The sequence below is a fragment of the Vibrio chagasii genome (assembly GCF_002954585.1).
In the GTDB taxonomy this organism is placed as follows: domain Bacteria; phylum Pseudomonadota; class Gammaproteobacteria; order Enterobacterales; family Vibrionaceae; genus Vibrio; species Vibrio chagasii_A.
Genome location: NZ_MSCI01000001.1, coordinates 1,525,601 through 1,539,558, shown reverse-complemented (window position 1 = coordinate 1,539,558; position 13,958 = coordinate 1,525,601). Strand labels below are relative to the sequence as shown.

Genomic DNA, 13,958 nt, shown 5'->3' with positions numbered 1-13,958 from the left:
GGTTATGGCTCAACAGATATTGATTAAAACGCCTAAATTTTAAGCAGAAGAGGAGGTGGGCTTACTAAATGAGAAAGCCCTCTTTTCGGCTCTATTTTTCTTTGGAATAAAGGAAGGGAAAGCAGGTGAAAAATAAAAGTACCCAAATATTTGGGTACTTTAAATTGGAAATACTATCACTAATATCGCTCGATATTTTATCGAGAAGCGACACGTTACTGGAAAGCTAAATGGTAACTATTGCTCGGCTGATCGAGTGTGATCACCCAGCTCTGTTCTTGCTCCTTACTACTCATTGGCACCCAACGAGCATAGATCTGCTCCCAGTTGCCATTGACTTCTAACTCTACGACATCGGTGTGTGTTGGATAAACGGTTGTGATTCGAGAAGTAGGCTCCGCAACAACATCACCATTACTCATGACAAATGCTGACTCAGAGTACAAATGAAGAGCCCCTGCCGTCGTTCCCGTGTAATCCATTGACAAGCTGATCTTCTCCCCAATATCAAATGAGAAACCAACAGGCGCCACAATGTCAGACGTACTGATCGCGGCTGGTTGGATTGCTGACGCAGGCAGTTGAGCAGGCGTTGGAGACGGTGTCGTATCTGGAGTCTGTGCAGGTGATGCACTCGTGTTACCACCGCCACCTCCTCCACCGCCGCCACAAGCACTGACTATGAGTGAGAAGGATGTCATGGTGATTAATTTGCTGATCTTATTCATGGTGCTCTCCTACTCATCCGTCGCTGATATAACTTTGTTAGTGGTCGGTGCTTTATACCATTCACCATCAGTTTCACCGCTGCTGGTTACCCATGTAGGGAATGACGTATAGGCATCACTGATATCAACCAGTTCTACAGGGTGATCCCATTCGTCTCGAATATTAATAACCCATGGCATGTTATTGCTGGTTTTGAACGACTCAGAGCCTGAAGAGCTATCATCATGACTGTTGAACAAGGTGTCATTCATATCACTTGTACCTGAAAACTCTTTTAAGTGAGTTTGCCACGTCATACCCGGTGGGGTCGTAACGAAGTCACCGTGATAAGTACCATCAGCTCCAAAGATAAACGAGTCATAAGGTGGGTAACCTATGTCATCACGTGATACTGGTGTAGTAAATTCCACGTACAGTTGGTAGTTAAGCACGTCAGCGTTTTGTACCCCAGAACACGCACTTTGAGTTCGGTAGAAAACACAGCTTTCTGTGAGTTCACCTAAGTTTTCCAGATCCTCTCTTAGATTTTCTGACACCATCAATATCGTCTCACTGTCTCCCGCTTGTAAAATCGTGTGACCAACGGCAACGCCATTACGAGTGAGTGTCGTAGATGCTACGTTCGCAGGTAAAACATTCGGTAGTTTCACTGCATAACCATTCGAGTAGCCTGCCCCCATCGCTTGAAGTGTGTAATCTACGGTCAAGTTTTTAAGTTCTCGTTGACCATTGAGCTGCTCCGTCACTTTGTAGCGCCAAACCACATCATTGAAGTCGTAGTCACCTTTTAGTGGCCAGTTATCCTCAAAGGCGATCGTTGCGTAGCTGTTCGAACTTGGGTAGACGGTTGTCACTGTCACATCTTCATTGTTCTCTTGGACAAGCACCTCATATTTTGAGTCTGTTGTGCCATCTTCGTTAACCCCATCAACAGCAATAAATGGCGTCACTTCAACAGTAAAGATCAAATCATTAAAATCGTTGTCTCCCGTTGGACGATAAATATCCTCAAAGCCAAGTACCAAAAACTCATTCTCGGTATCCAGGAAAGCAACATTATGTCTTCTATTGTCAGCTGACGCCTCAGGGTTAAGCGCTGGATAGCTGTAGAAAGGTGTGCCCCAGCCACCAAGCCACGGGATGTTGTTATAAGATCCTTCCCAGCCCCAACCATTAGAGATGATAAAAAAGGCTAATGTTTGACCTGCCGTAAGTTGGACACTGAGATCAATGGAGTCCCCTTCTTGCATTTCCCCAACATCAGCAACGGACGTATTAGGAAACACCACGACATGTGCGTTGATATCATCTTTAGTTGCTGGAGGGTTATCAGTATCAAAAACGAAGTAACCAAGGGTGTTGCGGTAACCTGCTCCTTCGTTCAAGAAAGTGATTGTAGCTGTGGCGTACTCTGCACCGTCCAACTCATCATCAATGTCGATGCTAGAGTAGCGCTCAGGTGCAATAAAAGCGCTGTTGACAGTGGTACCTTCAGGCAGCATCGAATAGACGTTAGTTAAAACGTCTTGTGGGAGTGATTCAGCTATCGAGTAAGTGTTATTGGGCTTACCTTTTGCTGAATAATTAGAAGCGTCCGCTCCAGATTCAAATGTAAGGTCTGCGGTTGTCAACGCCATCGCAACACATGGCACCAAGCAACTCGGCAGTATGACTGAATTCCAATTTCTCATTCTATTCCCTCTCTCACCAGCCTTAAACGTGTAAAGAAAAATAGAGCAAGTATAATGCCGAAAAATAAAGTCATACTTAACAATTAGTTACAGAAAATTCTATCGTTTTTCTCAATTTGAGAATGAAGTTGAAATGGAAAAAACAAACACAAAAAAGGTTGATAATGACAAAGCCACTATCAACCTTTAGTAATCGATGAAGAACGCTCAGTTATCGTCCCCAAACTTACTCAATACGGGTAATAAAACTGTATTTATCAGAGTCCGCTTTCGTCATCCAATGCTCACCAGACGCTGGGGCTGAATTTAGGGTAAACATATAAAAAGCGATCCCTTTGTCTCCCATCACCTTGTTAAAGTAAGTCGCTTGACTGCGATGGCTCACATCAGTGTAAGGAAATTCTTTCGCGGTTTTATCTCCCTCAGCCCAACTGTGTACACCAACCTGCTTATTCTGTTCAATAGCTTTACTGGTGTCTGCACGTTGCAAAATACGTGGGTAACCCGCTGCGAATAGGTCCGTACCACCCGAGAAAACCGAACCTCTTGGACTCACAATGGTTGTCATTTTATTACTATGGATCATACGTCCGGTGTACATGTTGATTTCATCATCGGCACTGCCGCCAATATGATTATCGAACTTGAATGTCATATCTCGGCCTTGAGATAACTTCACAATATCAAATAACTGAGAATAGGTTGATGCGCCTAAAGTGGAGTCAATACGCTCACCAACGCTGGGCTCATTAAATCTATATCGGTAAAAGGCTTGAAAAGCGAACGAAGTGGTAATCGTGACTTTGTTATCTTGTAGAGAGCGGGTTAAAACCGTAGAGCCTAGCGTCGTCACGTAATCTAACGCTTCGGTATAGAACTCAAATTCAATAGGCAGTTTTCTATCACTGGTTGTCGTTTGGATTAATGTGGTTTCATTCGACACTGAGCGCTGTGCAGCATTGCAATCAAACTCATCATAGAAATCCCCTTCCCTATAAATACCACAGGTATCGACTCCAGCATCAGGGAAATACATGTCAATGGTTTGACCTAATCGGTCGACAAGCCTGATGACTTTCTGCTGCCCGCTAATGTCCTCGGCAAACATCACTTTCTCGTACTGCACACCATCGTAATTCAGTGTGAAGGCTTCTTGTAGCTCTTCTCGGTCTTGATACAACTTTCCTAGCTTGGCCGATGAGAACACGTAATCGGCTTTAGGTTGAGGTAATTGTTTTTTCATGGTGTTAGAGCCAGAGTGGCATCCAGCTAAAAAGATTAATGGTAATGCCAACAGCGCGTTTCGATAGTACTTCATGCAATGATTCCCCCAAACGTAAGATGGGGAAATTCTATTATTTAGACTTCAAACTATCTGTAGTGGGAATGTAATAGAATGTACAGCGACTGATACTCGAAAAAACGGGACTGCCTCCAGGCTTATTGAAAGTCACCCGAGAGTTCCAAGTATCCCATTGGGTATGGCTTAGTGCACCTACCGCTTTACATCTAGTCTCTTGAAATAGAACCTCGCCATTAAACCCATTCGAAAATTGGGTTTGGTGGCGGCCAGTCTTACATTTGAACAATGTTTTTTATTTTTGTTATAAATGCCAATTCAGCATTGAACTAACTTATAAAGTGTTTAATCATTTGCATCAGGTATTTTTCGTGAAGCATTCGAACCGAATATGCAACTATGATTATCCAGGTAAGATAATTGCACTCATGAAATCTCATAAGTTAAACACACGATAAGGCTGATAATGGAATGACAAAACCTAGAATGATCATCGTGGAAGATGATTTGAAGCTTCAAAGAATGTTGCAAGACTACTTTATCGCACAAGACTTTGACGTCTCGGTACTCGATGATGGCAGCAGTGCTGCACAGACTATCCTCGCTGAACAACCAGACATTGTATTACTGGACCTGATGCTTCCTGTAAGCGACGGACTTACAATCTGCCGACAGACGCGTACACATTACAAAGGTAAAATCCTGATGCTCACTGCTAGCGACGACGACTTTGATCACGTCGCAGGCTTAGAGACAGGGGCTGATGACTATGTCACTAAGCCAATCAAACCAAGAGTTCTGCTTGCAAGAGTTCGTTCATTATTACGCCGCCAAGACACTAGTACCGCTTCAGCCGATGACTCAGACAGCCTACAATTCGATCAACTGGTGTTAAAAAACACCTATAAGAAGTGCGAACTGGCAGGTGAAGTGTTGTCACTCACAGACAGTGAATTTGACCTACTTTGGCTATTGGCGAGTAACCCTGATACACCACTATCACGTGACTATTTGACACAAACCTTGCGTGGTATTGAGTATGACGGTATTGATCGAACCATTGACAACAAAGTCGTGCGCCTAAGGAAAATACTGGGTGACGACCATACGCCAGCAGAAAAAATTCAGACCATTCGCGGTAAAGGTTACTTATTTGTGTCCACCGCTTGGCATTAACCTCGCTCAATACGAGCGTAATGAAAGAGAACGATTATGCGACGTATCTATTTGGAGTCATTATTAGGGCTGCTAGTTTGCTTTATGAGCGGCATCATCGCCTATGAGATCTGTGTCTATCAGCTTAATACCGACTACGAATATGTGCTGCAAGACTATGAAGCAGCAGCGCACCAACAACTTATAGAAAACATCGCAAAAAATCAGGGGCTTGAGGCGGCTCATCAAGCCATTAATCAGTTTGTCGAGACAACACGAAACAAGCTAGTGACCTTCAGCCCAGATGATGAAATACCAGGCCCCGTTTCAGAGTTCTTCACCGCCAACCCGAATACCTTTATCTTTCACGATGATGAACGTGACCTGTGGTTTCGCTTAGCAAACAGTGACAACACTTATCACTACCTGCCCAACAGTGAAGCGTTAGTGAGGCAAAAGATAGAGTTAGAGGATGACCTAATCTGGCTGTTCTTTTTAGCTAGCTTTATCTTATATGGCTTATGCCATGTACTGATCATCTTCCGACGAGTTAAGAAGCTTGAATCCGCTACTCTGCGTTTTGCAGAAGGAGATCTTTCGACGCGAGCTGAAATCTCAAGCGGCATCGCGATTGGCTCATTGAACAAGTCCTTCAACCTCATGGCCGATCGAATTCACCGCTTAATTGAGAGTAATCGCTCGCTCACCAATGCGGTAGCTCATGAACTGCGCACACCAATATTTCGTATTCAGTGGCAGGCTGAAATGCTGAAAGACACGCCGTTAAGCGAAGAACAAAAGAAAACCATTGAGAGCATTGTTGAAGACACTGAAGAGATGGAAAAGATGGTTGATGAGCTCTTGTATTATGCCAAGCTCGACAGCACTGAACTCGAAAGCCTACAGCAGCCATTTGAAATAAAAGACTTTCTCGAGCACGCGACGACGCGCTGGAGCAAAGAGACCGCGCTCAGTATTGACCTTTACTTACCAGAACACGAGCAGTCGATTGTGGCCGATGAAACCCTGCTCAATCGCGCCTTGGATAACCTCGTACGTAATGCTATGAAATTTGCACGCACACAGATTTCAATTGAAGTAACCAAACACCAAGAGCAGCTAAAAATTGCGGTACATGACGATGGTGATGGCGTTGCAGAAGAACACCGAGCACACCTGTTCGATCCCTTTTATGTTGGCGACAAAGCACGTAATAAAGCGAAGAGTGGTCATGGCTTAGGGTTGTCTATCGTCGATAAGATCTGCGCCCAACACAATGCAAACGTCTTAGTCGCTCAAAGCCCTAGTTTGAAAGGTGCGGTCTTCACCATCACTTTCCCACTCTGTAACGAAGCAACTGACAAAGCCATACAGTAACGACAAAACACCTCTGAAATAATGTTCACATCGGTAGGGAGGCGTTGTCTCCCAATCCATTTATTCGATCTAGATAACCTTGGCGCCACATTAATGGCTTGTCACTTGAGTGCGGCGAAGAACCGCTCCGACGTTCTTTATGAGTCATTAGTGCCAAAGGCAAAGCCTCTAGATCCCATTTATTCTAAAGGTATGTTTATGAAAAAATTATTAGTTGTTTTAGGTATTGTATCTCTTGCCGGTTGTTCAGGTATTACCCACAACGATGAGGTGTACACTGCGCACGCTGAAAGCTTCAACATCGTAGGCTTCCAAATTCCTGGCAATACACAGGATCGAGCAATGGAACTGGTTCCTGAAGGTGCAAGTGTTGATACCATCCGTTCAACAAACTCTGACACAAGCTCTGCCCTTGGCATCATCAACCGCATCATCGGTATCGACTACGTTCAAGTTGGCGGTAAAAAGCAGTAATTTGCGAGAGCTTACGTAACGTTAAACGCAAGCTAATCCAAGCAAGAATCTTCAAACCAGTGGCATCCGTCGCTGGTTTTTTTGTTCCTGACTTTTTGAGCGCTGTGCCAAAAAACGTCTCAAAAATCGCGATGAGAAATAAATGACAACTTAAGCAATAAGCGTCTAAAAGATAGAATCTTCGTCAAAATCATTTTTAAAATCGCTTAATCGTCGTAAAGTATAACGTACGCATTTCAACCATTTACTCTTCTATCAGCTTGAACTCAATTAATTGAGGCACAGATCAATTCACATAATGGGGTTATTTCACTTCGATAAATAACAGTTAATAAATTCATCATGATTTTATAAATAAAACATATGATTACATCGAAAAATAAACAGAAATCATAACCATCTGTAAATACGAGAAATATAACTTTCATGAATAAAAGAGAGCTCTGCCATGCTACTAATTAATCCGATCGAAGAATGTAAATTCAATGTGATATTTTTGTTACGTTTTTATGGATTTTACATGGAAAGAGAAAATAACAATGAAAATGAAAAAGCGTTTAGTTGCCGTTGCTATAGCTAGTGCTATGTCTTTATCAGTGCACGCGGGTGAATCCGTTAGCATTAATCAACCGATCAACTTTACAAGCTTCTCTGGGCTAAATACTCAGTTAGGCGTCAGCAATGCTTCAAGCTTCAAAATGGTTAAAGAAGTTAACCTGAAAAAGCGCGGTATCTACAAAGTTAAGATCCAACAAAACATTTGGGGGACGCCGGTTTGGGGGCACTACCTAAACGCAACCCAAAGTGTTCAAGGTGGCGCACTTAAGTCTGTTCAAGGTCGCTACCTGAAAACCACGACTCTGGAGCGCTCTTTCGTTAAGCCGTCCATCAACAGCGCTCAAGCAATTGAACTGGCAAGTAAAGACCTAAAAGACCAGAACGTAATTAGCAAATCACTAGACAACGTACAACATGAGCTGTTTATTTACCAAGGCACGTCGAAGCAAGGACTTGGAGCACAAAAGGTTGATAAGACACGCCTAGTATACGTTGTTTCTTACTTCATCAAAGGGGGTGACAAGCCTTCGCGACCATTCACTATGCTAGATGCTCACACCGGTGAAATCATCGACCGCTGGGAAGGTATTGCTCACGCTCAGATCGGTACAGGCCCTGGCGGTAATGAGAAGACAGGCATGTACGAATACGGTACCGACTACCACTTCCTCGATGTTCAAGAGAATGGCACTGAGTGTGTGATGGAATCTGAAAACGTTGTCACGGTTGACCTAAATGGCGCAACAGAAGGCGATACCGCTTACAGCTACGAATGCCCACGTAACGAACATAAAGAAGTAAACGGTGCATACTCTCCTCTGAACGATGCTCATTACTTTGGTAACATCGTTTTCGACATGTATAAAAACTGGTTCGATACAGCACCACTCTCTTTCAAACTCATGATGCGTGTCCATTACGGCTCTAACTACGAGAACGCATTCTGGGACGGCAAAGCGATGACCTTTGGTGATGGTGAAAGCTTCTTCTACCCACTTGTGAGCTTAGACGTGTCTGCCCACGAGGTGAGCCACGGTTTCACAGAGCAAAACTCAGGTCTGATCTACGCAAACCAATCTGGTGGTATGAACGAAGCCTTCTCTGATATGGCCGGAGAAGCAGCAGAATACTACATGAAAGGTACCAACGACTGGATGGTGGGTCGCAACATCTTTAAAGGTGACGGTGCTCTACGTTACATGGATGACCCATCGCGTGACGGTTCTTCAATCAACAACGCATCGGAATACTACGACGGCTTAAACGTGCACTACAGTTCAGGTGTATTCAACAAGGCGTTTTACCACCTTGCAACGACACAAGGATGGGACACAAAGAAAGCATTCGAGTTGTTCGTATTGGCTAACCAGATCTACTGGTCGGAAAACAGTGATTTCTGGCAAGGTGCTTGTGGCGTGAAAAACTCAGCAACTGACCTTGGTTACAGTACCGAAGATGTAGTCTCTGCGTTCGAACTGGTTGGCGTTACGCCATGTGACGAGCCACCACTACCGCCGGAACCAGAATACCAGCGTTTAGAAAATGGTGTTGAGACACCAGTGACTGGTGGAACCGGTTCCAAGACTTACTTTGATATCGAAGTACCTGCAGGCCAGGACAAACTGACGATTGATCTTGCTGTCTCTACGGGTGATCCAGATATGTATGTTGGCCTAGATTATGCGCCAAGCCCACAAGAGAACATCTGTAAGAGTGAAAGCGTGACGAATGAAGTTTGTGTCATCGAGAACCCAACAGCAGGTCGCTACACCGTTAACATTCTGGGCTACTCAGAATACTCAGGTGCCAACCTGAAAGCGGTATATGAAGTGGGCAGTACGAACGTACCACCTGTATCTTCATTTGAACACAGCGTGGTTGGTAAAGAAGTCGAACTTCGCAGTACAAGCTCAGACAGCGACGGCCAAATCGTCTCTTATTTATGGGACCTTGGCGATGGCAACACACAAACGGGTGAAGTAACTCGCTACACCTACGCTGAAGCAGGCGACTACGTGGTAACACTGACCGTAACTGACGACGCTGGCGTTGCAACATCAACAAGTAAATCAATCACGATTGAAGGTGACTCTGCGGAAGGTTTCCCACTAAAACTGAAGTTTGGTAACAAGAACCCGAATGGCAAAGCTCGCGTCAAGCTTACATGGAATTACGACACCAACGATTACTTTGTGATTAAGCGTAACGGCAAAAATGTTGGCGCAACAGACTTCAACTCATACGTCGATAAGTTCCGTCACAACGGCACAGTAGATGTGGAGTACCAAGTGTGTACCTCAAGCGATGTTTGTTCAGAAACCAAGCACTACCGCTTCATCAAAACACAATAATCGATAGTTAATTCAGGGCTCCGAAAGGAGCCCTTTAACTATATGGATAATGAAAACTCTCATAACTAAAGCAATGCGAAAAACAACAATATAAACGATAGAAAGGACATCAAATGGCTATTCAAAAAAGCATTCTCGCTGTGGCTCTATTTGGCAGCGCAACGGCTTACGCATCCCTGGGTATTACACCGCCAGAAAACTCAGAAGTTTGGATCACCACCGATGCTGACGCTCAGCACCTGATAGTGGAGCACGGCGCAACAGTTTACCCAGCGGTGAATGGAAACAAACACTCGGTCGTCGCAAAAATCAACGCGAAACAACTGGCTGCGCTCTCGAGCCACATGCACGAAGAGACTCACCGCTGTGGTGGCTACATGGTGCACGAAGACAAAGCAAGTGCGCTTAAAGCCTCAGCAATGCCACTAACAATGAGCACCTTCGAAAAACCAGTGATCAGCCATCAAAACACCGTCAATGAGTTGCTTGCTCAGGTTGAGCCAAACAATATGGTTGCGACTATCGAAAATCTAACCAACTTCACCAACCGTTTTTATACCACTTCTACGGGTGTTGCTGCGTCAGATTGGCTACTAGAGCGCTGGAAAGCGGAAATTGAAGATGTACCTTATGCCTCGGCACGCCAAATCACCCACGCAGAGTACCCGCAAAAATCTGTCGAGGTCACCTTACGTGGCGCAAAGTATCCAGAAGAGATCGTTGTCGTTGGTGGACACCTTGACTCAACCGTTGGTTCTTGGACGAGCGAAGGGACAATCTCTCCAGGAGCAGACGATGATGCGTCGGGAATTGCTACCGTTACTGAATCGCTGCGTTTGATGATAGCTAGTGGTATTCAGCCAGACAAAACCATCAAGTTCTATGGCTATGCGGCTGAAGAAGTGGGGCTGCGTGGCTCACAAGATGTGGCTAATGCACTTAGAGACGAACAAGCAAATGTTGTCTCTGTACTTCAGTTGGACATGACTAACTACAATGGCTCGGCGCACGATATCACCTTCATCACCGACTACACTGATAACAACCTAACGGCTTACCTAAGTGAGTTGATTGACACCTATGCTAGCGACATCAGTTACAGTTTCGACCGTTGTGGTTATGCCTGTTCCGATCACGCCTCATGGCACAACGTCGGCTACTCAGCAGCTATGCCGTTCGAGAGCATGTTCAACGACTACAACCCTAGCATCCACACTCAGCATGATACGATTGAGAACTCAGACCCGACTGCAACCCATGCCTCAAAGTTCGCTAAGTTGGCGATTGCTTATCTCGTTGAAACTAGTTTGGATTCACCTGTTGCAGGTCCAACAGAACTTCAGTATGACGTCCCTATTGAAGGACTATCCGCAGGTTACGGTGAAGAGCAATTCTTTACCGTAACGACGGAATACGCAGGGCAATTGACCGTAACCATAACGGGGCCTCGCAGTGGCGATGCCGACTTATACGTCAAATATAACGGTGTGGTATCGAAAGCGGACTTTGACTGCCGCCCGTACCAGAATAGCAGCAATGAACAATGTGTACTGAACAAACCTGCGGGTGAATTCAGCATCATGGTGCGCGGCTATCGCAACTTCAGCGATGTCTCTATCGTCGCTAACTTTATCCCTGAGCTTCTCTAGTGCTGACTAGCTAAACTCAAGCATGACATGGCTCATTGCCAAAATAACCAAAACAAACGCAGCCGAACTGGCTGCGTTTTTTGGAAGAAGCCGAATTAATTGATAGATCATAGAATTTAGAAAATTAGCTCTAAATAGATAGGTTCATTTAAAGCAATAAAAACCACAAATATACAAAGCTTATTTTACCCAGAATAAACCCATCCCGCCAATTAACTTAAACAAGAACTAAAACAGCAAAGCCTTAATTAGAAGTATCTTTATCTATTTAATTCTCACCTACCGTTGCAGCAATCAACAAATCAGACCAGTCCAATCATTTTAAATATAATTAAACAAACCTTCATTTTATGATTTATTTAGAGTGTTCGAAATGTATAACCACATTTTGATTAAGGAGAAAATAAACCAGCAAACCCATACACACCAAGGGTTAAGCAATAAAAACGACAAGTAAGACCAGTTTTGATTTGAGATATTGGTTCAAGAAAAAGCAGCACTTAATACATCAAACAAATAAGTAATCAACCTATTTAATAAATATTGCATATATTAATTAGATGTATATTATTCACAAATAAACCGAGCTTATACGTGCATTTTATAAGTGTTATATTATTTCTATTCAGACATTTACCTGAATGATAATAAAACCAAAAACAATTAACACTGATTATATTGGAACGAATTATGAGTGCTAAACTAAAAATAATGCTTTCTATTATGGGGCTAACTGTCATGTTAATCATGACGACAAGCTTTTTAAGCTGGAAGAATTTCGAAGCTTCTTCGACGATAGGTTATAAAAAACAGTTAGGATATAAATCTCAACTGATTGCAGATACTATCGGACAGAAAATTAATCGCTACTTTGATATTTTGAACGTAGTGAGCAATGAGCTATCCTTCGATGAGCGTGGTCAAGTCGACATATCACGAGCAATCACAACTCTCCATAGTGCCATGAGCTCAACCAAGGTTACTAACATCTACTTTTCTCTAGCGGATGGTACTTCTTACTCGTCAAAGACAAATGGACTGATCGAAAATTTCAACGCAAAAACCAAACAACGCGAATGGTTTTTGAAAGCAATGAGCGGCGAGGACAAAATCATTACTCGCCCTTATTTGGCATCAACCGGCGACCAAGTAATGTCTCTAGCAACGCCTATCTACAAACAAGGCAAGATTGTTGGCGTGGCTGCTCTAAACATCTTAGTTGAAGACCTGACCAGGTTCACCGAGCAACTCACCACTGATAATAAAATCTTCGTTACCCGGAAAGATGGCTTTATCTTGGGCGCACAAAACGCGTCTTTGATTGGAAAGAATATCTTCAACGAGATTCCAGCGTTTAAAAACAGCGACCCTTCGAAAGAAGAAAGTTTTGAATACACTTACAAGAATATTGAGTTCCTAGCAAGTGGGGCGAAAATCAACGATCTTGGCTGGAGTGTATGGGCATGGGATAAAGAGTCTAATGTAAATCAGGACTCAAATGACAACCTACAAGAGACTCTATTTACCTCTTTATTACTGCTACTTATTTGTGCTGGATGCGTCTACTACGTTGTTGAAGTTTTGGTTTACCGCCCACTCGGTGGAGAGCCAAGCGAAATAGAAGCGACAGTAGCTAAAGTAGCCTCTGGTGACTTTACCGCAATCAAACAGCAACAGGGTAAAGCGATTGGTATTAACGCTGCGGTTAACGATATGGTCAATGAGCTGAGCACCACAATTGAAACCATCCGTAATTCATCAAACGACCTGTTTACCTTTGCCGAAGGCATAACCAACGCTGCCGACAACGTGAATGCCAGCTCTGCCTCACAAATGGAACAGCTAGAGCAAACTTCGACGGCAATGAACGAAATGTCGGTCGCTGTAGATGAAGTCGCACAAAACGCCCATAGAGCTTCAGAAGCGGCAATGCAAGCAGCTCAAGAAGCACAGTCTGGCAATCAAACGTTCGATACTGTAAATCACAGTATTGTGAGCCTCTCTCAAGGGATTCAAGAAGTATCCGATGTTATTAACACTGTAGGTGAGAAAACCTCAAGCATTGGCACCGTATTGGACGTGATCAAAGACATTGCAGACCAAACTAACCTACTCGCTCTTAACGCTGCCATTGAAGCCGCACGAGCAGGTGAGCAAGGTCGAGGCTTCGCAGTTGTTGCTGACGAGGTTCGTAACCTAGCCAACCGCACTCAACAGAGTACCAACGAAATTCAAGAGGTGATTACTTCACTGCAACATGAAGCCAATAGCTCTATGGAAATGATGCAGATGAACAGAGAGGCGTCAAATGTCACCATGGAGAATGCGAAGCAAGCACAGGCTTCACTCAATGAAATCTCGAGCTCTATTACTATTATTGAAGACATGAATACACAGATAGCCACAGCGACTGAAGAACAGACCCTTGTCGCAGGCGAAATCAACCAGAGTATCGTTGACGTCAATGACAAAGCCCGTCAGACACACAGCTTGTCTGCATCGAACCAAGAGAAAGCGTCAGAGCTTATTGCACTGTCTGAGAAGCTCACACAAGCAGTCAGTACCTTCAAGCTAAACCGTTAACCTCAGCAAGATTCAATAAAGACTGATTAGGGGAAGCTATTCCCCTAATCACAACACCAAAGCTAAACCTCATATTACCCCCCAGGTGATT

At 44.0% G+C, this 13,958-nt stretch carries 9 protein-coding genes; 6 read left to right on the top strand and 3 right to left on the bottom strand.

The features are described from left to right. Positions 1 to 215: 215 nt before the first annotated feature. The 3 genes from BTO10_RS07110 to BTO10_RS07100 all read right to left on the bottom strand — a co-directional run bounded on the left by BTO10_RS07110 (position 216) and on the right by BTO10_RS07100 (position 3,738). Positions 216 to 728 (bottom strand): hypothetical protein, encoded by a 513-nt coding sequence (locus BTO10_RS07110; RefSeq protein WP_004736868.1) that lies wholly within the window; start codon positions 726 to 728, stop codon positions 216 to 218. A 9-nt stretch (positions 729 to 737) separates the two neighbouring features. Beyond that, positions 738 to 2,420, bottom strand: a complete 1,683-nt coding sequence (locus tag BTO10_RS07105) for an LruC domain-containing protein (protein WP_032553948.1) — start codon at positions 2,418 to 2,420, stop codon at positions 738 to 740. Between the two features lie 226 nt (positions 2,421 to 2,646). Further along, complete coding sequence (locus BTO10_RS07100; RefSeq protein WP_004736870.1) at positions 2,647 to 3,738, bottom strand: hypothetical protein; 1,092 nt, start codon at positions 3,736 to 3,738, stop codon at positions 2,647 to 2,649. A 453-nt stretch (positions 3,739 to 4,191) separates the two neighbouring features. Here BTO10_RS07100 and BTO10_RS07095 point away from each other — a divergent pair, with 453 nt between their 5' ends. From BTO10_RS07095 to BTO10_RS07070, 6 genes are all read left to right on the top strand, one after another. Continuing rightward, positions 4,192 to 4,896, top strand: coding sequence for a response regulator (locus BTO10_RS07095; RefSeq protein ID WP_032553949.1), 705 nt, complete (start codon positions 4,192 to 4,194; stop codon positions 4,894 to 4,896). Positions 4,897 to 4,932: 36 nt separating this feature from the next. Then, positions 4,933 to 6,252 carry an ATP-binding protein gene (locus tag BTO10_RS07090; RefSeq protein WP_105024072.1) on the top strand — a complete coding sequence of 440 codons (1,320 nt, stop codon included), beginning with the start codon at positions 4,933 to 4,935 and terminating at the stop codon, positions 6,250 to 6,252. A 198-nt stretch (positions 6,253 to 6,450) separates the two neighbouring features. Then, a complete protein-coding gene (locus BTO10_RS07085) occupies positions 6,451 to 6,726 on the top strand; it encodes a hypothetical protein (protein ID WP_008216093.1) in 276 nt (91 codons plus the stop codon). Positions 6,727 to 7,265: 539 nt separating this feature from the next. Further along, a complete protein-coding gene (locus BTO10_RS07080; RefSeq protein ID WP_105024071.1) occupies positions 7,266 to 9,635 on the top strand; it encodes a M4 family metallopeptidase in 2,370 nt (789 codons plus the stop codon). A gap of 113 nt (positions 9,636 to 9,748) precedes the next feature. Then, entirely contained in the window at positions 9,749 to 11,284 is a 1,536-nt protein-coding gene (locus tag BTO10_RS07075; RefSeq protein WP_105024070.1) for a M28 family metallopeptidase, read from the top strand. A gap of 690 nt (positions 11,285 to 11,974) precedes the next feature. Beyond that, entirely contained in the window at positions 11,975 to 13,867 is a 1,893-nt protein-coding gene (locus BTO10_RS07070; protein ID WP_105024069.1) for a methyl-accepting chemotaxis protein, read from the top strand. Positions 13,868 to 13,958: the final 91 nt, after the last annotated feature.

Bases quoted from the DNA above. Each gene is read 5' to 3' on its own strand.
- BTO10_RS07105 (WP_032553948.1), bottom strand. From the start codon at position 2,420: ATGAGAAATTGGAATTCAGTCATACTGCCGAGTTGCTTGGTGCCATGT.
- BTO10_RS07110 (WP_004736868.1), bottom strand. From the start codon at position 728: ATGAATAAGATCAGCAAATTAATCACCATGACATCCTTCTCACTCATA.
- BTO10_RS07090 (WP_105024072.1), top strand. From the start codon at position 4,933: ATGCGACGTATCTATTTGGAGTCATTATTAGGGCTGCTAGTTTGCTTT.
- BTO10_RS07080 (WP_105024071.1), top strand. From the start codon at position 7,266: ATGAAAATGAAAAAGCGTTTAGTTGCCGTTGCTATAGCTAGTGCTATG.
- BTO10_RS07100 (WP_004736870.1), bottom strand. From the start codon at position 3,738: ATGAAGTACTATCGAAACGCGCTGTTGGCATTACCATTAATCTTTTTA.
- BTO10_RS07075 (WP_105024070.1), top strand. From the start codon at position 9,749: ATGGCTATTCAAAAAAGCATTCTCGCTGTGGCTCTATTTGGCAGCGCA.
- BTO10_RS07095 (WP_032553949.1), top strand. From the start codon at position 4,192: ATGACAAAACCTAGAATGATCATCGTGGAAGATGATTTGAAGCTTCAA.
- BTO10_RS07085 (WP_008216093.1), top strand. From the start codon at position 6,451: ATGAAAAAATTATTAGTTGTTTTAGGTATTGTATCTCTTGCCGGTTGT.
- BTO10_RS07070 (WP_105024069.1), top strand. From the start codon at position 11,975: ATGAGTGCTAAACTAAAAATAATGCTTTCTATTATGGGGCTAACTGTC.